The organism is Pantoea sp. S-LA4, assembly GCF_054482835.1.
Window position 1 is genome coordinate 41,633 of sequence record NZ_JBTLRC010000002.1, and the last position, 21,464, is coordinate 63,096.

Genomic DNA, 21,464 nt, shown 5'->3' on the forward strand with positions numbered 1-21,464 from the left:
TAAATGATGCAACCAAAGGATGACATAGAGGTCTGCCATGAATAAAGATCAAGCGAGCGGCAACTGGAAGCAGTTTAAAGGCAACGTGAAAGAGAAATGGGGCAAGCTGACCGACGATGACATGCAGGTTATTGAAGGCAAGCGCGATCAGCTGGTCGGAAAAATTCAGGAACGTTATGGCTATGCAAAAGAAGATGCAGAGCGCGAAGTAACGGACTGGGAAGGTCAGAACAAAGATTACCGTTGGTAATCACGCAGATTTACGGATAAAGCTCCTACCCGCCGGTACGGCTCATACCGGCAACCGCACAAGGATGTGCACATTACCCGCGTTTTCCCCGCTTTTTACCCTCACTCTGATGATCGTGCTCGCAACTTTCATGGTGCGTGCAGGCTTCCACTGCAACACAACTCTCACATAATCCATGTGCTTCAATCACGCTGTGACGCAGGGCAAATTGTGCCTCGCCAGCCAGTGTCGCGATGATCTTTTCGACGCCCTGTGCCTGTTTCTCAGTTACAGCGGCACAGCGGTCACATACCAGCATCACCGACGTGTGGGCCGGCGCATCGAAATGGTGACACATAACATAGCTATTATTGGACTCTACCCGGTGGATAAAGCCCTGTTCCAGCAGAAAATCGAGCGCCCGATAAACGGTGGGCGGCTTGGCCTGCGGTTCGCTGACCCGGAGTTGATCCAGCAGGTCATAGGCACTAATTGAACCTGGCTGCTCAGCCATTAATCGCAACACTTCCGCCCGTTGCGACGTCAGACGCACACCGCGCTGCAGGCACAGTTTTTCCGCCTGGGTCATTATTTGCTGTGACGTCATGTTTGACATGAAAGTTCTCCGCTGGATAAGTGATGTTATTTTATCACACAAAATTTAGCCGCGCAGAGGTTGGTTGCCGGGCGGATCAGCACGCCTTTTTGCGCGTAAAAACAGTAGCAAAGAGGAGTAGGGTATCGCGATGGCGCGTTATCGGGGATAAATCAGATCCACATGATGACGGCACGCAACGCGCCGTTTAGCGCTTTTGCTTTGCATCTCACGGAGTTAAGAAGTAATGTTCAGAAAGACTTAAGAAATGTCTGGTATTATTTTAATTTTTACCCTGTATTTTGAATAAAAATTATGACTTTCTGATTGGAAAACCTCCAATCCTTCGAATTAAGGCACTGTTTCCTTTGAATTCACAGCAATAACGCGTTAGCCAACGTTCACAATAGGGTTAACAAACTATTCAGTCGTTGAATGTTTCAACGGCAATTTCTCAGGTGATGGCAGGCAAATGGTGAAAAAATCCGCTCAACGCTCAGCGCTGGTGTACACCGCTGTATTGAATGCGCTTTTCCTTTCTTCTTCCGCCATGGCGGCGGGAACCTGGTATGATGCACGTAATGACGCCATGGGCGGTACCGGCGTCGCATCTTCTCTTTATGGCTCCGCGGTACTGGCCAACCCGGCTTTAATGACGCGAGCCAAACCCGATGATAGCGTCAGTATTATTTTCCCTTCAGCCGGTATTCAGGTTACCGATAAAGATCACCTGATCGACAAAGTGGATGACATCACCGATACCGTTGATCGTTACCGCGATGTGATCGGCAACCTGACCTTTGCCGATTATCTGCGTGGCTATCCTGAAGTGCGCGCCGCCTCAGGCGACGTCGCCAACAAGTTAAACGATCTGCGCGGCAACAAAGCAGACGGCAGTGCCGGGGTGGCGCTGGCGGTCACTGTTCCCAATGAGACGCTGCCTTTTGCCTTTATTACCAAAGCCTATGGCTCGGCACACGTGCGTGCCAACGTCGTCCAGAGCGATATCGATTATCTGCGCGGCGTGGCTAACGGCACGGTGCTCCCACGTCCGGGCGACCAGAACAACCTGCGTTCCAGCGCCAACGGTTTAGCGGCGCTGGTCACCGATTACGGTGTTGCGGTGGCGCATGAATTTACCATTGCCGGTCAGCCGGTGTCGGTGGGCGTCACGCCGAAGTTGCAGAAAACCTGGCTCTATAACTACACCGCCAGCATCTACAACTACGACAAAAGTGACATCAACAATAGCCAGTATCGCAGCTCGGACACCGGCTTTAACGTCGATGCCGGCCTGGCAACCACCTTTGCTGAAAACTGGACGCTGGGTATCACCGGACAAAACCTGGTTTCCCGCGATCTGCAGACCAAAGAGGTTAACGGCTTCCGCGATACTTACCAGATCCGTCCGCTGGTCACTACCGGTCTGGCCTGGGATAAAGGGCCGTTTACCGTTACCGGTGATGTTGACCTGACCGAAACCAAACGTTTTAAAACTCAGGATAACAGCCAGTATGCCGCGGTCGGTGCGGAATATCGGGTGCTCGACTGGTTACAGTTACGGGCCGGTTATCGCGCCGATATGCGTTCAAATGATGAGAACGTCGCGACCGCTGGTTTTGGCCTGTCACCGTTTAACAAGGCGGTCCATCTGGACCTGGCTGGCTCGGTGGGCGCTAACAATACCTGGGGCGCGATGATGCAGCTCGGCTTCAATTTCTGATCCTCTTTTAGCTGCGGTTCCGGGGCGGGCGATGCACTATCGCCCGCCCTTGTGTTATCCTTGCACAGAATTCCATCACTCTTAGATACCGGATTGCCTGCGCTTCATGGATACATTTTCTTCGCAACGTTTCTCGATTGCCCCGATGCTCGACTGGACCGATCGCCACTGCCGCTATTTTCATCGCCAGCTTACCGGCGATACGCTGCTCTATACCGAAATGGTCACCACCGGCGCGATCATTCATGGTAAAGGCGATTACCTGGCCTACAGCGAGGATGAACATCCGGTTGCTTTGCAGCTCGGTGGCAGCGATCCCGCCGCGCTGGCGCACTGCGCGAAGCTGGCTGAACAGCGCGGCTATGATGAAGTGAATCTCAACGTCGGCTGTCCCTCTGACCGGGTACAGAATGGCCGCTTCGGCGCCTGCCTGATGGCGGAAGCCGATCTGGTGGCTGACGCCATCAAGGCGATGCGCGATGTGGTATCGATTCCGGTGACGGTGAAAACGCGTATCGGGATTGATGAGCAGGATAGCTATGCGTTCCTGACCGATTTTGTCGGCACGGTAGCCGAACGCGGCGGATGCGAAACTTTTATCATCCATGCGCGTAAAGCCTGGCTGTCGGGCCTGAGCCCGAAAGAGAACCGCGAAATTCCGCCGCTGGATTATCCACGCGTCTATCAGCTGAAACGGGATTTTCCGCACCTGACGCTGGCAATTAACGGCGGCGTGAAAACGCTGGAAGAAGCGCAGACTCACCTGCAGCATCTGGATGGCGTAATGATGGGCCGCGAAGCCTATCAGAATCCCGGCATTCTGGCGCAGGTAGATCAGCAACTGTTTGGTCGCCAGCATCCGGCGGCCGATCCGGTGGCGGTGGTTCGCGCCATGTATCCTTACATTGAAGCTGAACTGGCGAAGGGCACTTACCTGGGCCATGTGACCCGTCATATGCTCGGTCTGTTCCAGGGGATTCCTGGCGCTCGCCAGTGGCGACGCTATCTCAGTGAAAATGCCCACAAACCGGGCGCGGATGTGCGCGTACTGGAAGCTGCGCTGGCGCTGGTCGCGGATAAAATCCCGCAGGAAGCCTGATCGATCTGCGTGAAAAGAGACCAGCCCGGTGGGCTGGTTTTTTTTTCGCCGAAATTTGGTTTTTTTGACGAATAATGGGTCTGTTGTTTGGGCTGTAGTCCGATAAAACAATCACTTACAGGTTGGCACGTTTCTTGTAATGATCGTTACAACGAGTCTCAATAAGGAGCGCTAACGTGGAAATTTTATTTGTATTGGGGTTTTTCCTGATGCTGTTGGTCACCGGTGTGTCACTGCTCGGCGTGCTGGCTGCGCTGGTTGTCGCTACCCTGGTAATGTTCGTCGGCGGACTGTTTGCACTTGTTATCAAAGTGTTGCCGTGGCTGGTGCTGGCGGTGGCCGCTGTCTGGCTGCATCGCGCTTTTTTCGGCGATCGCAATACGCGCGAATGGCGTAAACTCAAACGTAAGATCAACAGCTTAGACAGAACAGGCTGGCGATAAATGCGGAGATGATCACAGAGTGAGGCTTTGCTTAGACGTTATCTGCAATTAAACATATTTTTTACTTATGTTTTCTGGCAGGATAGTCGCCGTTGAGTCAAAACGTATTTATCGCCGCTGTCCCTACACCAGCGCGAACGAAAATAAAAAATAGAAAAGGGCTTCCTGCGGGAAGCCCTTTTTGTTTATTACGCTTTGCTGCCGATCAGGGGATCAACAGGCTCGACCCCTGGGTGGCGCGGCTTTCCAGCATCTGATGCGCTTTACCCGCCTCCTTCAGGGCAAACTTCTGCTGTTCCGGCACCTCTACCTTGATCGCGCCGCTGGCCAGCAGTGAAAAGAGCTCGGCACTGGCGGTTTCCAGCTCCTGACGATTCGTGATGTAGCCAAACAGCGAAGGGCGGGTAACAAACAGCGAGCCTTTCTTGTTCAGAATGCCCAGATCGACGCCGGTCACCGGGCCGGAAGCGTTGCCAAAACTGACCATCAGACCGTGGCGGCGTAGCGAATCCAGCGACGCTTCCCAGGTATCTTTCCCGACCGAGTCATAGACGACGCCGACTTTTTTCCCCTGAGTGAGTTCGTTGACGCGCTGGGCAATGTTCTCTTCGCGATAGTTAATGGTGGCCCAGGCGCCGGCGTTTTTTGCCAGCGCCGCCTTTTCTGCCGAGCCGACGGTACCAATCAGGTGCGCACCCAGCGCTTTGGCCCACTGACAGGCGATCAGGCCAACACCGCCTGCGGCAGCGTGAAACAGAAAGGTTTCGTCCGCTTTGACTTTATAGGTCTGGCGCAGCAGATACTGAGTCGTCAGCCCTTTAAGGAAACTGGCCGCACCCTGCTCAAAATCGATCGCGTCCGGCAGATGCATCAGGCGATCTTCTGCCACGTTATGCACTTCACTGTAGGCGCCAAGCGCGGCCTGGCAATAGACGACCCGATCGCCCGGTTTAAACAGGGTGACGTCACGGCCCACTCGCGTCACCACGCCAGCCGCTTCGGTGCCAAGACCGGACGGGAAATCGCTGACCGGATAGAGCCCGCTACGCAGATAGGTATCGATGTAGTTAATGCCGATGGCGCGATTTTCTACCTGAACTTCATTTCCGGCAGGGTCGGCAAGTTCAAAATCAGCCCACTGCAGAACTTCCGGACCGCCGTGCGCGTTGAACTGAATACGCTTTGCCATGCTTACTCCTGTGATTGTTTCATCATGAGGGTGAGGCGCGCACCCCAACTGAGGTATACTTGCGCGTCCCCACAGAAGATCGGTAATGCATTCACTATGGCAGGAAATAAACCCACCAACAAATCGAACGAAACGCAGGATCGCCAGCTGGAAGGCGTGAAAATGCCCCCACATTCGCTGGAAGCGGAGCAATCGGTGCTCGGTGGGTTAATGCTGGATAATGAGCGCTGGGATAACGTCTCCGAGCGCGTGGTCGCCAGTGATTTCTTCAACCGTTCGCACCGGCTGATTTTTTCCGAGATGCAGCGGCTGCTGGAAAACAGCAAGCCCATCGACCTGATCACGCTTTCTGAGTCGCTGGAAACGCGCGGCGAGCTGGAGATGGCTGGCGGCTTTGCCTACCTTGCTGAACTGGCGAAAAACACCCCCAGCGCAGCGAACATCGGCGCTTATGCCGATATCGTGCGTGAACGCGCTGTCGTCCGTGAGATGATTTCGGTTGCCAACCAGATCGCTGATGCGGGCTACGATCCGCAGGGCCGCAACAGCGAAGAGCTGCTGGACTTCGCCGAATCGAACGTCTTTAAAATTGCTGAAGCGCGCGCTAATAAGGATGTCGGCCCGAAAAACATCGAGCAGATCCTGGAGGCGACCGTTTCCCGAATCGAATCGCTTTATCAGACGCCGCACGATGGCGTCACCGGCGTCGATACCGGTTATCAGGATCTGAACAAGAAAACCGCCGGTCTGCAGCGCTCTGATCTGATTATCGTCGCGGCGCGTCCCTCAATGGGTAAAACCACCTTCGCGATGAACCTGTGCGAAAACGCCGCCATGCTGCAGGATAAACCGGTGCTGATATTCAGCCTCGAAATGCCCAGCGAACAGATCATGATGCGTATGCTGGCCTCATTGTCGCGGGTGGATCAGACCCGTATTCGTACCGGCCAGCTGGATGATGAGGACTGGGCGCGAATCTCCGGCACCATGGGCATCCTGCTGGAAAAGAAGAACATGTTCATTGATGACTCTTCTGGCCTGACGCCGACCGAAGTGCGCTCGCGTGCCCGCCGCATCTACCGTGAAAACGGGGGATTAAGCATGATCATGATCGACTACCTGCAGCTGATGCGCGTGCCTTCCCTGTCGGACAACCGTACGCTGGAGATCGCCGAGATTTCGCGCTCGCTGAAAGCGCTGGCCAAAGAGCTGAACGTGCCGGTCGTTGCGCTGTCGCAGCTGAACCGCTCACTGGAGCAGCGTGCCGATAAGCGGCCGGTTAACTCGGATCTGCGTGAATCCGGCTCGATCGAGCAGGATGCGGATCTGATCATGTTTATCTATCGCGATGAGGTCTACCACGAAAACAGCGATCTTAAAGGGATCGCCGAGATCATCCTCGGTAAACAGCGTAACGGTCCCATCGGCACGGTGCGTCTGACCTTTAACGGACAGTGGTCGCGTTTCGATAACTACGCTGGCCCGCAATACGACGACGAATAATCCCATCTTTGTGCTGTCATGCACGATCTGTGCATGACAGCCCCCATCATCAGAAAATAGTGTTGGACAACCCCGCCGATTATCGGGTTATCTGTAACAAAGCGATGCCTATAACGCTGTGGAAACGGAATGACTCACGTAGACGATTACGATCTTAAAATCCTGACTTTATTACAATCTAACGGCCGACTGACCAATCAGGAATTAAGCGATTTGGTCGGCCTGTCGGCGTCACAATGCTCACGCCGCCGGATCAATCTCGAACAGGCCAATCTGATTCTTGGCTATCATGCCCGGCTGTCGCCGGATGCGATTGGACTGGGAATGGTCGGGTTAATTGAGGTGCGCCTGATTAATCACACTGCCGAATATGTCGACAGTTTTCATCGGATGGTGGAGCAGGAAGAGGCGATTGTTGATGCCTACAAAACCACCGGCGATGCCGATTATCTGTTGAAAGTGGCCGTGGCCGATCTCAACTCACTCAGCGCATTAATCAGCCAGCTGGTGGCGGGACATCAAAGCGTTTCCCACGTTAAAACCTCGGTGGTGCTGGGACGGCTGAAAGAGAACGGGCTAATGATGACGCCTGAGCACAAGACGCGCTAAAAAGGTGCGTGTTGTGCGGTTTTGGTGCAAACTTGCGGCAAATAATGCAAAGAACGCGCACCAGAACAGATATTTGTGCATGAGTTGACGGTTTCACCGTAGATTTTTGCATCAAACCCTGCAATAAAGCGCCTTAGATATCAATGGGATAATCGCTGGCACCCTGCCGGTGGCCGCTTCATGCCACCGGTATGGTGCGTTTTTTGCATCTGACCCGCATCATTTGCATTGAGATAACCCCATGGATAACGTTGCAGAACCTTCCCGCATTCCCCATTCCCGCATTGAAGATGCGCTGGCGATTGTGCTTGGCACGCTGATGGTCTCGTTTGGCGTCATTATGCTGAAACAGGCCGGCGCGCTGACCGGCAGTACCGCAGGCATCGCCTTCCTGATCAGCTATTTGTCGCCGCTATCTTTTGGCAGCGCCTTCTTTCTGATTAATATTCCGTTCTACTGGCTGGCGGTAAAACGCATGGGCTGGGAATTTACCCTGAAAACCTTTTGTGCCGTCGGGCTGGTGTCACTGTTTACCCACCTGCATCCGCTGTTTGTCCATTTTTCCGCCCTCGATCCGTTCTATGCGACATTGTTCGGTAACGTCATCATGGGAATCGGGTTTATAGTGTTGTTTCGTCATAAAGCCAGCCTGGGCGGCATCAACATTCTGGCGCTGTGGCTACAGGATCGCTTTGGCATTCGTGCCGGTAAGCTGCAAATGGCGGTGGATACCTGCGTGGTGCTGGCATCACTGTTTGTGGTGAGCGTGCCGATTCTGCTCGCCTCAATTGGCGGCGCGGTTATCCTGAACCTGATTATCGCAATGAACCACCGTCCAGGACGTTACCTGGTTTAATGACACTCTGTTACCCGAAGACCACTCATGGAGACCTACACCGTGTTTCAAAACGTTGATGCCTATGCTGGCGACCCGATTCTGTCGTTGATGGAAGCCTTTAAACAAGACCCACGCGAACACAAAGTGAACCTCAGTATCGGGCTTTATTATGACGAGCAGAACATCATCCCGCAGCTGAAAGCGGTGGCTGCCGCTGAGCAGCAGATGCACGCTGAGCCTCAGCAGGCGTCGCTCTATCTGCCGATGGAAGGGCTGAACAGCTATCGCAGCGCGATTGCGCCGTTACTGTTTGGTGCCGACCATCCGATGCTGCAGGCGGGACGCATCGCCTCGATTCAGACGCTGGGCGGTTCTGGCGCGCTGAAAGTCGGTGCGGATTTCCTGAAGCGCTATTTCCCGCAGTCTGCGGTCTGGGTCAGCGATCCGACCTGGGAAAACCACGTCGCGATTTTTAACGGTGCCGGTTTCGAGGTCAATACCTATCCGTGGTATGACGCGGAGACCCACGGCGTGCGGTTTGACGCTTTCATCAGCGCGCTGAAAGCACTGCCCGCGCAGAGCATCGTCTTGCTGCATCCGTGCTGCCATAACCCAACCGGTGCCGATCTGACTGATGCGCAGTGGGATCAGACCGTTGAGGTGCTGAAGGCACAGCAGCTGATTCCGTTCCTCGACATCGCCTACCAGGGCTTCGGTGCGGGTATGGAGCAGGATGCGTATGCCCTGCGCGCGGTAGCGGCAGCGGGACTGCCTGCGCTGGTCAGCAACTCCTTCTCCAAAATCTTCTCTCTTTACGGCGAACGCGTTGGCGGACTGTCGATCGTCTGCGACAGCGCCGAAGAGTCGGCTCGGGTGCTGGGCCAGCTGAAAGCCACCGTACGCCGCAACTACTCCAGCCCACCGAATTTCGGTGCGCAGGTGGTGGCGCGGGTGCTGAACGATGAGGCCCTGAAAGCGAACTGGCTGGCGGAAGTGGAAGCGATGCGCCTGCGCATTCTGGCCATGCGTCAGTCGCTGGTAGAGGTGCTGAGCACCGCGCTGCCGGGTAAAAACTTTGACTACCTGCTGAAGCAGCGCGGCATGTTCAGCTATACCGGCCTGAGCGCGCAGCAGGTTGATCGCCTGCGCAATGAGTTCGGCATCTATCTGGTCGGCAGCGGCCGGATGTGTGTTGCCGGCCTGAACAGCAAAAATGTGCATCAGGTGGCGGAAGCCTTTGCCGCGGTGATGTAACAACCGATCCGTTCTGCAAAAAAACGCCGACCCTGTCCGTAATGCTGGTCAGTGAAGGTGAGATTTGTATAGGCTGTCACGGTCAAACGTGGCAGCTTTTTTTTGGGCGAGCGAGCCACAGTGCGGGCCTGAGCGCCTCTGCTCTCGTGCCCTTTAAAACGGCACGCACTGAAGTTTCAGAGCAGGCTGGGGCCGATCAGGGGCAGGCAATCCGCAGCGCTGAACATTAGCCAGGAGAGCCAGCAGGACGCGGGCGAAAGGCGGGGCGGCACAGGATCTGCCATCCCCGGCGGTGCGTCAGGCAGAGGAATGACGTGAAGGCACCGCGCAGCGGCGCGAGGACCGCCAGCCACGGAGCGGCACCAGACTGCATCACCAGTGGCTCAACTGACGAGCACTACCACTCTTTCCGGCGGTTTTTTTATTTGTCCTCAGGGTTTACCTTTTGCCGACATGCTGCACACTTAAACGGGGTCATCGTTTCAGGAAAAATTATGTGGCATCAACAAATTCTGACGCTTAGCGCGAAACCACGCGGATTTCATCTGGTCACCGATGAGATCGTCGATGCGCTTTCCGCACTGCGTAACATCAACACCGGCCTGTTGCATCTGCTGTTGCAGCACACCTCGGCGTCGTTAACCTTAAACGAGAATTGCGACCCGACGGTGCGCAGCGATATGGAGCAGCACTTCATGCGGCACGTGCCGGAAGATGCGCCTTATCAGCACGACTACGAAGGACGTGACGATATGCCCGCGCACATTAAGTCGTCGACCTTAGGGGTATCATTACTGTTACCGGTTCAGCGCGGACGTCTGGTGCTCGGCACCTGGCAGGGTATCTGGCTGGGCGAACACCGCATTGATGGCGGTGCGCGGCGGATTGTCGCCACTTTACAAGGGGAATCTAATGACTAATTCAGATTTACTGACCTATTGCATGAGCAAGCCGGGCGCGGAACAGAGCGTCCACAGTGACTGGAAAGCGACTCAGATTAAAAGCAACGGCGTGTTGTTTGCGATGGTGCATGAGGTCAAAGGGCGGCCCGCGGTCTCGCTGAAATCGACGCCGGCGCTGGCGGAACTGCTGCGCGAAGAGCATAACGATATTTTTCCCAGCGAACATCTCAACAAATCACACTGGAGCACCCTGTTTCTGGATGGCTCGCTGAAAGATTCGCAGATCTATTATCTGGTTGATGCCTCCTTTGATCAGGTTGCGACTGCCAAATAAGCGGCAATAAAAAGCCCTCTTCCGTCAGGAAGAGGGCGATCGGGTATCGCGTTTACGCGGCAGGCTGATTACGTAAGGTATTAATATCGATAACGAAGCGATATTTCACATCACTCTTCAGCATACGCTCGTAGGCTTCATTGATCTGATCCATGGCGATCAGTTCAATGTCAGAGGTGATGCCGTGCTGACCACAGAAATCGAGCATCTCCTGCGTTTCCGCGATGCCGCCAATCAGTGAACCGGCGATGCTGCGACGCTTAAAGATCAGGTTAAACACCTGCGGGGCCGGGTGATCGTGCTCCGGTGCGCCAACCAGCGTCATGTTGCCATCGCGCTTCAGCAGAGTGATGAACGGGTTAAGATCGTGCTGTGCCGCCACGGTATTCAGAATGAAGTCGAAGCTGTTAGCGTGCTGCGCCATCTGATCCGGATCTTTCGAAATCACCACTTCATCGGCACCCAGACGTTTACCATCCTCAATTTTAGATGGCGAAGTGGTGAACAGCACCACATGCGCGCCCATTGCATGGGCAATTTTGACGCCCATATGACCGAGACCGCCCAGCCCCACGATACCCACTTTTTTGCCGGGACCGACATTCCAGTGACGCAGCGGAGAGTAAGTAGTGATACCGGCACACAGCAGCGGAGCAACGCCAGCCAGCTCCAGATTTTCAGGAATGCGCAGCACGAAGCTCTCATCGACGACCATCGCGGTTGAGTAGCCGCCGTAGGTAATCGCGCCGGTTTCGCGATCTTCACCGTTATAGGTGCCGACAAAGCCGTTTTCGCAATACTGCTCTAAACCTTCCTGACAGCTCGGACAGCTGCGGCAGGAGTCGACCATGCAGCCGACGCCGACCAGGTCGCCGACTTTGTATTTCTGGGTCTGCGGACCCACGGCGGTGACGCGGCCGACGATTTCATGGCCAGGCACCACCGGGAAAATGGTGTTCTTCCACTCATTACGTGCCTGATGCAGGTCTGAGTGGCAGACGCCACAGAACAGGACCTCAAGCTGTACGTCATGAGCGCGAAGCTCACGCGGCTGATAATCGAACGGTGCCAGTTTGGATTTTGCATCCTGAGCAGCATACGCATGCGTAATATTCATGGTGTCTCCAGTTTCGATGTGTCGTGAGTGTTTTTCGTTGAAGCGCGGCAGCGAACGGCTGCGGCGAAAACAGGGCGACGCGCAGGGCGTGCCAAAGAGGAACCGATTAAGGATAGTCAGCGTAGCGGAAAGCGTATATGCCTATAGGTGTCTGAATCTTGCCTGATCCTGCATTTCTCTGGCTGAATGAGCAGCAGAAAAAAAAGGCCCGCACGCGGCGGGCCTGAGGTTTATTTGTTCAGCAACGGTTTGAGGAAGCGTGCGGTATGTGATTTTTCACACTCCGCCACCGTTTCTGGCGTACCGGCAACCAGAATCTCGCCGCCGCCGCTGCCGCCTTCCGGACCGAGATCGACAATCCAGTCGGCGGTCTTGATCACGTCAAGGTTGTGCTCAATCACCACGATGGTATTGCCCTGGTCGCGCAACTGATGCAGCACTTCCAGCAGTTGCTGGATATCGGCAAAGTGCAGACCGGTGGTTGGCTCATCCAGGATATAAAGCGTCTGGCCGGTACCGCGCTTCGACAGCTCACGCGCCAGCTTAACGCGCTGTGCTTCACCACCGGAAAGGGTCGTCGCTGACTGGCCAAGGCGGATGTAAGAGAGACCGACATCGATCAGCGTCTGCAACTTACGCGCCAGCGCCGGCACCACATCAAAGAACTCACGCGCTTCTTCAATGGTCATCTCCAGCACTTCGTGGATGCTCTTGCCTTTGTACTTCACTTCCAGCGTTTCGCGGTTATAGCGTTTGCCTTTGCACTGATCGCACGGCACATAAATGTCCGGCAAAAAGTGCATTTCGACTTTCAGCACGCCATCGCCCTGACAGGCTTCACAGCGTCCGCCGCGCACGTTGAAACTGAAGCGGCCCGGATTGTAGCCGCGCGAGCGCGCTTCCGGCACGCCAGCAAACAGTTCACGCACCGGCGTGAAAATGCCGGTGTAGGTGGCCGGGTTGGAGCGCGGTGTACGGCCAATCGGGCTCTGGTCGATGTCGATGACCTTATCGAAATGCTCCAGGCCGGTCACTTCACGATAGGCCGCTGGCTCGGCGATGGTTGCGCCGTTCAGCGCCCGCTGGGCAATCGGGAACAGGGTATCGTTGATCAGCGTCGATTTACCTGAACCGGAGACGCCGGTGATGCAGGTAAACAGACCCACCGGCAGCGTCAGCGTCACATCCTTGAGGTTGTTACCGCGTGCGCCGGTTACCTTCAGCACTTTGGCCGGATCGCCTTTCACGCGCTGCGGCGGAACGGCGATTTCACGCTTGCCGCTGAGGAACTGACCGGTCAGCGACGCTTCCTGCGCCATGATCTCATCCACGGTGCCTTCGGCGACCACCTGGCCGCCATGCACGCCGGCGCCGGGGCCGATATCGATCACATGGTCAGCCGCGCGAATCGCATCTTCATCATGCTCAACCACGATTACCGTGTTACCAAGATCGCGCAGGTGAATCAGCGTACCGAGCAACCGCTCGTTATCGCGCTGATGCAGACCGATAGAGGGCTCATCCAGCACGTACATGACACCCACCAGACCGGCACCGATCTGGCTGGCCAGACGGATACGCTGTGCTTCACCGCCGGAAAGGGTTTCCGCCGAACGGGACATCGACAGGTAGTTCAGGCCGACATTCACCAGGAAGCTCAGGCGATCGCTGATCTCTTTCAGCACTTTTTCGGCAATTTGCGCCCGCTGACCACTGAGCTTCAGGTTTTCAAAGAACGACATCGCGTGGCCGATACTCATCTCAGAGATGGTCGGCAGCGTGGTGTTCTCTACGAAGACGTGACGCGCTTCACGACGCAGACGCGTTCCTTCGCAGGTGGCACAGGCACGGTTGCTGATAAATTTCGCCAGCTCTTCGCGCACCGCTGATGACTCGGTCTCTTTGTAACGGCGCTCCATATTGTTCAGCACGCCTTCGAACGGATGGCGACGCACAGAGGTGTCACCGCGATCGTTGATGTACTTAAACTCAATGCTCTCTTTACCCGAACCGTACAGAATGACTTTCTGAACGTTATCCGGCAGGCTGCCAAACGAGGCTTCAATATCGAAATCGAGATGTTCCGCCAGTGAGCGCAGCATCTGGAAATAGTAGAAGTTACGGCGATCCCAGCCGCGGATCGCGCCGCCCGCCAGCGAGAGTTCCGGGTTCTGCACCACCCGGTCCGGGTCAAAATATTGCTGCACGCCCAGCCCGTCACAGGTCGGGCAGGCGCCCGCCGGGTTGTTAAACGAGAACAGGCGCGGTTCCAGCTCACTCATGCTGTAGCCACAAATCGGGCAGGCAAAGTTGGCAGAGAACAGCAGCTCTTCGGCCGCACTGTCATCCATATCCGCCACGATCGCCGTGCCGCCGGAGAGATCCAGTGTGGTTTCGAACGACTCGGCCAGACGAGTGGCGAGATCGGCGCGCACCTTAAAGCGATCGATGACCACCTCAATGGTGTGCTTCTTCTGCAGCTCAAGCTTCGGCGGATCGGAGAGATCGCACACTTCCCCGTCGATACGCGCCCGGATGTAGCCCTGCGACGCCAGATTCTCCAGCGTTTTGGTGTGCTCGCCTTTACGGTCTTTCACCACCGGTGCCAGCAGCATTAAGCGGCGGCCTTCCGGCTGGGAGAGCACCTGATCGACCATCTGGCTGACGGTCTGCGCCGCCAGCGGCACATCGTGATCCGGGCAGCGTGGCTCACCGACGCGGGCAAACAGCAGGCGCAGGTAGTCGTGGATCTCGGTGATGGTTCCCACCGTTGATCGCGGGTTATGTGAGGTTGATTTCTGCTCAATGGAGATGGCGGGCGACAAACCTTCGATATGATCGACGTCCGGTTTCTCCATCAGCGAAAGAAACTGGCGCGCATACGCAGAGAGCGACTCCACATAGCGGCGCTGACCTTCCGCATACAGCGTATCAAACGCCAGTGAGGATTTACCGGAGCCCGAAAGGCCGGTTACCACAATGAGTTTGTCGCGTGGGATGGTCAGGTTGATGTTTTTCAAATTATGGGTGCGGGCACCACGAACTTCGATCTTATCCATTCACCTTTCCCGGATTAGCAGCACTCACCGCGCCTTGCCGACACGGCCAGAATAAACGTGTCATTATGGCACAAAAAATAGACTGAATAAATATCCAGTACTCTTTGCCTTTTGGCGCTGGAGGATTAAAACTGGAACCCCGCTCTAAAGTGGGAAACAGACAGCAGGACGTGTTAGAATTGGTAGATTAGACTCTATGCATTAACTCATCGGGAGACAGCAACATGGCCAGTCGTGGCGTTAACAAAGTGATTCTTGTCGGGAATCTGGGTCAGGATCCGGAAGTACGTTATATGCCAAATGGTGGCGCTGTTGCCAACATTACGCTGGCTACGTCGGAAAGCTGGCGCGACAAGCAGACCGGTGAAAACAAAGAGATCACTGAATGGCACCGTGTGGTGTTGTTTGGCAAGCTGGCCGAAGTGGCGGGCGAGTATCTGCGTAAAGGTTCTCAGGTCTATATCGAAGGCCAGCTGCGTACCCGCAAATGGCAGGACCAGGGCGGCCAGGAACGTTACACCACGGAAGTGGTGGTCAACGTCGGCGGCACCATGCAGATGCTGGGCGGCCGTCAGCAGGGCGGTAACGCCGGTGCACCGGCAGGCGGCGCGCAGGGCGGCGGCAACAACAATGGCTGGGGTCAGCCACAGCAGCCGCAGGGCAGCAACAATCAGTTCAGCGGCGGCGCGCAGTCTCGTCCGCAGCAGCAGCCACAAAGCGCACCTGCCAGCAACAACAACGAACCGCCAATGGATTTTGACGACGATATTCCGTTCTGATCCCTGTCACCGTGTGACATCTGTTATAAACAGGCCCGGCATACCGGGCCTTTTTTATGTCCGTAACGGCTGAAACAGCAAATCCTGTCAGAACTCAGAACTCAGAACTCAGAACTCAGAACTCAGAACTCAGAGCCCAGAGCTCAGAACTCAGCCATTACAACTCAGACGTCTGACGACCATTCGGCCAGAATTGCGTCGCAGCTCAGCACGCGCGGCACATTGCCGGGTATCAGCAGCGATGACCACACCTCATTATGCTGGCCTATCAGCTGTTCGGCGCTCGCCCAGCGGCGGTCGGCGGTGGTATGCGCATCCGACGCCACGGTGATGCGATAGCCCGCACTGGCCCCGACTTTAATCGTGGTATCCAGGCAGTAGTCTGTGGCACAGCCGCACACCACAAATTCCTTCACCGCCAGCGTCTCAAGCAGTGCCGCCAGACCGGTTTGCCAGAAGCTATCGCAGGCGGTTTTAGTGATAAAGCAGGCGCCGGCAGGCTGCCGGATGTCGGGCAACAGCGCAAAGGCTTCGCTGCCTTCAGGCAGGCTCTCTTCTTCGGTGTGCTGAATAAACACCGTGACGTCGGCGCGTTCAGTCAGGCGGTTTATCTGCGCCACCCGGCCTGGCCGGTCAAAACGGGGCGTAGCGAACACGCCATTTTGCATATCGATAACCAATACCACTCGCTGTGCCATGCTTTATCCTGAGGAGTGAAAAAAACAGTGTTGCCTGGCGCAGGTCGGATAGCAATGTTTTGCATTTTATCGCCCATCAGAGGCATGCTAAACCACATATTGGTGAATTGAGGAGAGTGACGTGGAGGGCGTTCCGGCTATTTTTCCCTGCGAGAAAGATCGCGCGCAGTTTCAGCAGCTGTCGGAGTTACCCGGCGTGGAACTCTATCAGGCGCACATCTCCCGCTACGCCTTTGAACCGCATACCCATGAAGCCTTTGGGATCGGCACCATTGAAGCGGGCGCTCAGCGCTTTCGCTATCGCGGCACCCAATACACCGCGCCGAAAGATTCGCTGGTAATGATGAATCCGGACGAACTGCATACCGGTGAGTCGGCCTGTACCGAAGGCTGGCGTTATCAGATGATCTATATTCAGCCGCAGTTAATGGATGAGCTGACCGGCGACCGCGGCTGGTGGTTTAATGAGGCACTGCTGACCGATCCCCGCGTGGCGCAGCCGCTGTCACAGACCCTGGCGGCGCTGTGGCAGGCGGACTCGGTGCTGGCACGTCAGGGGTTGCTGTCGGAACTGCTGTCGCAGATGCGGCCACTGGCGCGGATGTCATCGCCGGGTCCGCGACAGGCGCAGCATCGCTTTGAACCGGTGCGCGACTATCTGCGGGCAAATCTGGCGGAGCCGGTACGGCTGGAGGAGCTGGCCGCGCTGGTATCGTTATCGCCCTGGCATTTCTTACGCGCTTTCCGCCAGCACTTTCATGTGACACCTCATCAGATGCTGATGGCATTCCGGCTGTATGACGCCAAGCTACGGCTGGCGCAGGGAGAGCGCGCGGCCAGCGTGGCGGCTGCGGTAGGACTCACCGATCAGGCACATCTGACCCGCGCGTTCGCCAACCGCTATGGCATTACCCCGGTGCGATATCAGAAACAGGTACAGCAGCCCTGAGAATCGCAATCTGCTACAAGCCTTTCCCGCCTCATTTCGTCACACTGCGCCAAAAAGTCATAAAGGAAAGAAATCATGCTCGCTGGCGTACTGTTTGCTGTTACCGCAGGTCTGATGTGGGGACTGATTTTTGTCGGTCCGTTGCTGGTGCCTGACTATCCCGGCGCATTGCAATCGGCTGGTCGCTATGTCGCCTTTGGCCTGATTGCGCTGCCGCTGGCCTGGCACGATCGCCACCGACTGCGGCAGCTGGCACCGGCGGCCTGGCGCGAGGCGGTAAAACTCTCGCTGGTGGGAAACCTTCTTTATTACGCCTTTCTCGCCAACGCGATCCAGCGTACCGGCGCGCCGGTCTCAACCATGATCATCGGGACGCTGCCGGTGGTGATCGCCGTCACCGCCAACCTCTGTTACGGCCATCTTGAAGGGCGGCTGCCGTGGCGGCGACTGTTTCCTGCTTTGATCATGATGGCGGCCGGGCTGCTGTGTGTGAATGCCGCAGAATTACGCAGCCAGGGCGCGACGCTGGATCTCAGCCGTTACCTCACTGGTATCGGGCTGGCGATGCTGGCGGTGGTGTGCTGGACCTGGTATCCGCTGCGTAACGCGCGCTGGCTGCGCACTCATCCTGAACTCCGACCCTCAACCTGGGCGACGGCGCAGGGGCTGGTCACGCTGCCGATGGCGTTAATTCTTTATGCGCTGGTCAGCCTTCAGCTCGCCTGGCAACAGCCCGCATTCGCGCTGCCGTTTGGGCCGCACCCTCAGGTGTTCATTCCCTTAATGCTGGCGATTGGCCTGCTCTGCTCCTGGCTGGGGACGCTGTGCTGGAATGCAGCCAGCCAGCGTTTGCCCACCGTCCTGATGGGGCCGCTGATCGTTTTTGAAATCCTCTTTGGCCTTTTATGGACTTTTCTCTGGCATCAAAGCTGGCCGCCGCTGCTCACGGTAACCGGAATTATTTTTCTGATGGCGGGCGTGCTGTGGGCGATGCGGATAAAACCGCAACCGCAGGTGGTGGCGGTGAAGACCTGATACGCACAGTGGCCTCCTTTTCCCGTTTCGCGCGGTCAGCGGTCCGCGCGGCTTTTTAAGATTAAGTCGCATCCCGATTCTGGCCCTTTTGCGCGCTTTTCCGGCGCGTAATCGATTTCATGCGCCAGCCTGACCTCGCGTTGTTCCCCTCATCCGGTTTCCCAGACGGCCAGGCCAGGCTAAAAAACAGTCTGCCAGCGAGCGAATCCGATCCTTTTGCCGGTTTAACGGCGTGACGGTGATGGAAAATCATCCATTAATCAGGCGAATTTCAGGCAATTCAGGACAATTATGCTTTTAACCCTGCGCTGTAATTGCTCTCTGGCCCTGATTAATGGGGGCTAAAAACCACCATTAACTTCATTCATTGATAAAAGAGTAAGAAAATTCCGCCGCTGCGTTTTTAATTAAAGGTTAATGTTTGGCACCATTGATGCGCAATGAAGTAAGAAAAAACTGCGATGCATTACGTTAGTGATAAGGAGCAATAAACTATTTATCCTGGATTAATCCTGGTGAAACTTTTGGCAACTTACACTCCTTGCCAATTAAAGCGTAACCGTAAAAATGACGATCAGATCCATCATTAACTTAAAGGCAGGTTGGCTATTTCTGACCGGATGTTTAAGACGGCTTAACGGAATAGTCTCTGTTTAGTTCCGATGATTAGCCGAGCTTAACCAATGAAAAGGAGATCCCAATCCCGTCGAAACGGGATTGGGAGAGGGGAAAGGGGCGTAGAATGCGAGACTTTTGCTGTTGTGAATCAATTTTACCGCAAAAAAAGAAGCTTAGCCGTGAAGCCATTCATTAGTTATAAATGGAGCGGAAAAGGGTGCCGCAATTGTCCTGTTAAATGATCTTCATCTCTTCTGGTAAGAACAAATCTCAGCGTTAAGTCTAAAAAGCGCGGTAGCATTGGGTTTAGCGATTCTCGGTGCCTGACGGATAATGATAGACACTGCGACTGATATCTAATAAACGGCAGCTGCGACGGGTGCCAATGTCGAAAGTACTCTGCAGGAAGTTGACTGCCTGACGCTTTTCATTGGTGGTAAAGAAGTTCTTCAGTACGCTTTGCAGCATCTCCTTGTCGGAGTTCAGGGTCTGCAGCTCACGGGTAAGATTCTGCAGTTTTTCCTCCAGCTCTTTGATTTTTCTGCCTTCTTCTGAAGACAGCCCAGAAAACTTCTTCTTCCAGCTGTAGAACGTAGCTTCAGAGATGCCAAGCTCTTCACAAATCTCTCTGACTTTAACGCCCGATTCAGAAGCTTTAATGGCATTTGTGATTTGATCTTCGCTGTATCGTGACTTTCTCATAAATGCTCTTACCTTTCTTATCGATTAATGGATGAGAATGACTTTAATAATTCCTGGCACTGTAAGTTTCTATTAATGCAGTATTAAAGTGCGCGTATTCAATTGCGAAGGTTAAATTAAGATATTTAGAATAAATATCATCATGGGATAAATCTTATTTTATTCCGATCAGGGGGGCGCGCCTTCCTGGAGGCGGTTTTTTGTTATAAATTCATCGCATCCCAAATACGAAAAAATTCTACGTACATTGGATATTTAGCATAACCGACTTGATTAATTCAGCGGTTATGTCTCTTGAAGATTGCACTATTTTCAGCCTGAAATCGTTTCCAGAAGAAGTGATTCGCGCCAGATATAATAAGAATTATCCTGAATTCATTCTCCGGATCATGATTTGATTCTCAATTTTCGGACCAGCTTGGTTTGAAGTCTTACATTTTCGCCAGGCCCACTGAGCGCTTATTAATTCGTTACAGGGATGTTGTACCGAAGCGGTTGTAGTTGAGTAATACTAAGGAAGAGTCGATGAAATTGAGCGTAATGTCGAATGCCGCCTGGATGATGTCTGAGAAGATCATCTCCGTGTTTGGCGTCATATTTGTGACTTCTTACGTGGCGAAATCCTTTGGCCCAACGGTGTTTGGCCAGATGGCGTTTTCAACCTCACTATTTGCGATGGTGCAAACCGTGGCAATCTTTGGCACCGAAACCATTCTGTTTAAGCGCGTCAGTAAAAATGCGTCGAAAGGCTTACGCCTGATGACCATCGCGCGCACCCTGCGGATGGTGTTATTGCTGCTCACCTCGGTGCCAGTCTTAATCTGGGTCTGGTACAACATGCAGGAAAATTTCCTGGCATTTGCACTGGCCTCATTTGTTGCCTCGGTTTTTGTCACCCAGGATACGTTCAGCGTTTATAACAATGCGCGTCTCGCTTCTCGGCTGAACACCATCGCCAACGCGGTCGGTATGCTGCTGAGTTTCGCGATTAGCTTCACCATCGCCTGGCTGCGCCTCAATCCGCTGTGGCTGACGCTGTCGATTGTGGCGGTGACGCTGGTGCCTTACCTGATCAAACGTCACAACTTTTATCAGGAACATCAGGATCAGATGCCGCCGCGTGAAAAGCGCACGGCTTATCTGCGTTACCTGATGTATGCCGGTCTGCCGCTGGCGATCTCCAGCATCTTTATTTCTGTGCAGGTCAAAGCGGCGCAGATGTTTCTGGCGGGCACCGCGCCGGCGCGGGATCTCGGGCTGTTTGCCGCCGCCAATACCATTTCTGCCTCCTGGATTTTTATCCCGGTGGCGCTGATCACCTCCTGCTTCACTGAAATCTTCAGAGAGCGTGGCGAGGTCGCCATCCGGCTGGCTGCCCGGCTCAATGGTTATGTGATGGGTGTTTCATTGCTGATGCTGCTGGTCATCTCGATGTATGGCGAGCAGATCATTATCGCGTTGTACGGTCCGGAATACACACAGTCAGGAAGTCTCATTACGTTGCTGTCGATAGCGACCAGCTTTTCGGCAATGGGGACAGTAGCTTATCGCTACATGGTCAAGGAAGGAGGGTTTAACTACCTGCTGAAGAAAATCATTTGTCTGATGGTCATCAGTTTGCCGCTCTCATGGTGGTTGATCCAGGGCCACGGCATCATGGGAGCCGCATGGAGCGTGTTCCTTTCCGAGCTTTTGTCCCTGACCGTAATGAATTACTTCTTTAAAAACGGCGTCATTCAAAAGATTCAGGTTTCCTCACTCAACTACAAAACCTACAAATGAGGTCAGA

The 21,464-nt window shown here is 54.8% G+C and carries 20 protein-coding genes; 14 read left to right on the top strand and 6 right to left on the bottom strand.

The window, feature by feature from the left end; all coding sequences use genetic code 11:
* The first annotated feature begins 37 nt into the window (after window positions 1–37).
* A complete protein-coding gene (locus tag ACX3P5_RS01090) occupies window positions 38–250 on the top strand; it encodes a CsbD family protein (protein ID WP_094122140.1) in 213 nt (70 codons plus the stop codon).
* A gap of 73 nt (window positions 251–323) precedes the next feature.
* On the opposite strand, the gene zur is transcribed toward ACX3P5_RS01090, so the two are convergent.
* Window positions 324–845: a zinc uptake transcriptional repressor Zur gene (gene zur, locus ACX3P5_RS01095; RefSeq protein ID WP_458968173.1), complete on the bottom strand. Its 522-nt coding sequence runs from the start codon at window positions 843–845 to the stop codon at window positions 324–326.
* Window positions 846–1,296: 451 nt separating this feature from the next.
* Here zur and ACX3P5_RS01100 point away from each other — a divergent pair, with 451 nt between their 5' ends.
* From ACX3P5_RS01100 to pspG, 3 genes are all read left to right on the top strand, one after another.
* Window positions 1,297–2,547 (top strand): conjugal transfer protein TraF, encoded by a 1,251-nt coding sequence (locus tag ACX3P5_RS01100; protein WP_233985574.1) that lies wholly within the window; start codon window positions 1,297–1,299, stop codon window positions 2,545–2,547.
* Between the two features lie 106 nt (window positions 2,548–2,653).
* Window positions 2,654–3,646, top strand: coding sequence for a tRNA dihydrouridine(20/20a) synthase DusA (gene dusA / locus ACX3P5_RS01105; protein ID WP_233985573.1), 993 nt, complete (start codon window positions 2,654–2,656; stop codon window positions 3,644–3,646).
* Between the two features lie 176 nt (window positions 3,647–3,822).
* Entirely contained in the window at window positions 3,823–4,089 is a 267-nt protein-coding gene (gene pspG, locus ACX3P5_RS01110) for an envelope stress response protein PspG (protein WP_458968174.1), read from the top strand.
* Between the two features lie 205 nt (window positions 4,090–4,294).
* Here the strand turns inward: pspG and ACX3P5_RS01115 are convergent, their stop codons facing one another.
* Window positions 4,295–5,278, bottom strand: coding sequence for an NADPH:quinone reductase (locus tag ACX3P5_RS01115; RefSeq protein WP_458968175.1), 984 nt, complete (start codon window positions 5,276–5,278; stop codon window positions 4,295–4,297).
* Window positions 5,279–5,374: 96 nt separating this feature from the next.
* On the opposite strand from ACX3P5_RS01115, the gene dnaB reads away from it, so the two are divergent.
* The 6 genes from dnaB to ACX3P5_RS01145 all read left to right on the top strand — a co-directional run bounded on the left by dnaB (window position 5,375) and on the right by ACX3P5_RS01145 (window position 10,718).
* Complete coding sequence (gene dnaB, locus ACX3P5_RS01120; protein ID WP_233985570.1) at window positions 5,375–6,781, top strand: replicative DNA helicase; 1,407 nt, start codon at window positions 5,375–5,377, stop codon at window positions 6,779–6,781.
* A 129-nt stretch (window positions 6,782–6,910) separates the two neighbouring features.
* A complete protein-coding gene (locus tag ACX3P5_RS01125) occupies window positions 6,911–7,390 on the top strand; it encodes an Lrp/AsnC family transcriptional regulator (RefSeq protein ID WP_233985569.1) in 480 nt (159 codons plus the stop codon).
* Between the two features lie 241 nt (window positions 7,391–7,631).
* Window positions 7,632–8,246, top strand: coding sequence for a YitT family protein (locus ACX3P5_RS01130; protein WP_159861699.1), 615 nt, complete (start codon window positions 7,632–7,634; stop codon window positions 8,244–8,246).
* Between the two features lie 42 nt (window positions 8,247–8,288).
* Complete coding sequence (locus ACX3P5_RS01135) at window positions 8,289–9,482, top strand: amino acid aminotransferase (RefSeq protein ID WP_233988233.1); 1,194 nt, start codon at window positions 8,289–8,291, stop codon at window positions 9,480–9,482.
* A gap of 494 nt (window positions 9,483–9,976) precedes the next feature.
* Window positions 9,977–10,402 (top strand): secondary thiamine-phosphate synthase enzyme YjbQ, encoded by a 426-nt coding sequence (locus ACX3P5_RS01140; RefSeq protein WP_094122150.1) that lies wholly within the window; start codon window positions 9,977–9,979, stop codon window positions 10,400–10,402.
* Window positions 10,395–10,718, top strand: a complete 324-nt coding sequence (locus ACX3P5_RS01145; RefSeq protein ID WP_094122151.1) for an MmcQ/YjbR family DNA-binding protein — start codon at window positions 10,395–10,397, stop codon at window positions 10,716–10,718. The genes ACX3P5_RS01140 and ACX3P5_RS01145 overlap by 8 nt, the downstream gene beginning before the upstream one ends.
* Window positions 10,719–10,770: 52 nt before the next feature.
* Here ACX3P5_RS01145 and ACX3P5_RS01150 read toward each other — a convergent pair whose 3' ends face one another.
* Both ACX3P5_RS01150 and uvrA read right to left on the bottom strand, forming a co-directional pair.
* Window positions 10,771–11,835, bottom strand: a complete 1,065-nt coding sequence (locus tag ACX3P5_RS01150; protein ID WP_458968176.1) for an NAD(P)-dependent alcohol dehydrogenase — start codon at window positions 11,833–11,835, stop codon at window positions 10,771–10,773.
* A 230-nt stretch (window positions 11,836–12,065) separates the two neighbouring features.
* Window positions 12,066–14,894, bottom strand: a complete 2,829-nt coding sequence (gene uvrA, locus ACX3P5_RS01155) for an excinuclease ABC subunit UvrA (protein ID WP_262287794.1) — start codon at window positions 14,892–14,894, stop codon at window positions 12,066–12,068.
* Window positions 14,895–15,118: 224 nt separating this feature from the next.
* Between uvrA and ssb1 the strand changes: the two genes are divergently transcribed.
* Window positions 15,119–15,673, top strand: a complete 555-nt coding sequence (gene ssb1 / locus ACX3P5_RS01160) for a single-stranded DNA-binding protein SSB1 (RefSeq protein WP_094122154.1) — start codon at window positions 15,119–15,121, stop codon at window positions 15,671–15,673.
* 164 nt (window positions 15,674–15,837) lie between these two features.
* Here ssb1 and ACX3P5_RS01165 read toward each other — a convergent pair whose 3' ends face one another.
* The gene (locus tag ACX3P5_RS01165; protein ID WP_233985566.1) at window positions 15,838–16,371 is read right to left on the bottom strand and encodes an isochorismatase family protein; all 534 of its coding nucleotides are present in this window, start codon (window positions 16,369–16,371) and stop codon (window positions 15,838–15,840) included.
* A 121-nt stretch (window positions 16,372–16,492) separates the two neighbouring features.
* Here ACX3P5_RS01165 and ACX3P5_RS01170 point away from each other — a divergent pair, with 121 nt between their 5' ends.
* Together ACX3P5_RS01170 and ACX3P5_RS01175 are read left to right on the top strand one after the other, a co-directional pair.
* Entirely contained in the window at window positions 16,493–17,320 is an 828-nt protein-coding gene (locus ACX3P5_RS01170; protein WP_233985565.1) for an AraC family transcriptional regulator, read from the top strand.
* A gap of 75 nt (window positions 17,321–17,395) precedes the next feature.
* Window positions 17,396–18,355, top strand: coding sequence for a DMT family transporter (locus tag ACX3P5_RS01175; RefSeq protein WP_233985564.1), 960 nt, complete (start codon window positions 17,396–17,398; stop codon window positions 18,353–18,355).
* A 924-nt stretch (window positions 18,356–19,279) separates the two neighbouring features.
* Here ACX3P5_RS01175 and ACX3P5_RS01180 read toward each other — a convergent pair.
* A complete protein-coding gene (locus ACX3P5_RS01180) occupies window positions 19,280–19,675 on the bottom strand; it encodes a transposase (RefSeq protein ID WP_233985563.1) in 396 nt (131 codons plus the stop codon).
* Window positions 19,676–20,200: 525 nt separating this feature from the next.
* On the opposite strand from ACX3P5_RS01180, the gene ACX3P5_RS01185 reads away from it, so the two are divergent.
* Window positions 20,201–21,457 (top strand): oligosaccharide flippase family protein, encoded by a 1,257-nt coding sequence (locus tag ACX3P5_RS01185; protein ID WP_233985562.1) that lies wholly within the window; start codon window positions 20,201–20,203, stop codon window positions 21,455–21,457.
* Window positions 21,458–21,464 lie beyond the last annotated feature (7 nt).

Bases quoted from the DNA above. Each gene is read 5' to 3' on its own strand.
- ACX3P5_RS01090 (WP_094122140.1), top strand. From the start codon at position 38: ATGAATAAAGATCAAGCGAGCGGCAACTGGAAGCAGTTTAAAGGCAAC.
- zur (WP_458968173.1), bottom strand. From the start codon at position 845: ATGTCAAACATGACGTCACAGCAAATAATGACCCAGGCGGAAAAACTG.
- ACX3P5_RS01100 (WP_233985574.1), top strand. From the start codon at position 1,297: ATGGTGAAAAAATCCGCTCAACGCTCAGCGCTGGTGTACACCGCTGTA.
- dusA (WP_233985573.1), top strand. From the start codon at position 2,654: ATGGATACATTTTCTTCGCAACGTTTCTCGATTGCCCCGATGCTCGAC.
- ACX3P5_RS01115 (WP_458968175.1), bottom strand. From the start codon at position 5,278: ATGGCAAAGCGTATTCAGTTCAACGCGCACGGCGGTCCGGAAGTTCTG.
- dnaB (WP_233985570.1), top strand. From the start codon at position 5,375: ATGGCAGGAAATAAACCCACCAACAAATCGAACGAAACGCAGGATCGC.
- ACX3P5_RS01125 (WP_233985569.1), top strand. From the start codon at position 6,911: ATGACTCACGTAGACGATTACGATCTTAAAATCCTGACTTTATTACAA.
- ACX3P5_RS01130 (WP_159861699.1), top strand. From the start codon at position 7,632: ATGGATAACGTTGCAGAACCTTCCCGCATTCCCCATTCCCGCATTGAA.
- ACX3P5_RS01140 (WP_094122150.1), top strand. From the start codon at position 9,977: ATGTGGCATCAACAAATTCTGACGCTTAGCGCGAAACCACGCGGATTT.
- ACX3P5_RS01145 (WP_094122151.1), top strand. From the start codon at position 10,395: ATGACTAATTCAGATTTACTGACCTATTGCATGAGCAAGCCGGGCGCG.
- ACX3P5_RS01150 (WP_458968176.1), bottom strand. From the start codon at position 11,835: ATGAATATTACGCATGCGTATGCTGCTCAGGATGCAAAATCCAAACTG.
- uvrA (WP_262287794.1), bottom strand. From the start codon at position 14,894: ATGGATAAGATCGAAGTTCGTGGTGCCCGCACCCATAATTTGAAAAAC.
- ssb1 (WP_094122154.1), top strand. From the start codon at position 15,119: ATGGCCAGTCGTGGCGTTAACAAAGTGATTCTTGTCGGGAATCTGGGT.
- ACX3P5_RS01165 (WP_233985566.1), bottom strand. From the start codon at position 16,371: ATGGCACAGCGAGTGGTATTGGTTATCGATATGCAAAATGGCGTGTTC.
- ACX3P5_RS01175 (WP_233985564.1), top strand. From the start codon at position 17,396: ATGCTCGCTGGCGTACTGTTTGCTGTTACCGCAGGTCTGATGTGGGGA.
- ACX3P5_RS01180 (WP_233985563.1), bottom strand. From the start codon at position 19,675: ATGAGAAAGTCACGATACAGCGAAGATCAAATCACAAATGCCATTAAA.
- ACX3P5_RS01185 (WP_233985562.1), top strand. From the start codon at position 20,201: ATGAAATTGAGCGTAATGTCGAATGCCGCCTGGATGATGTCTGAGAAG.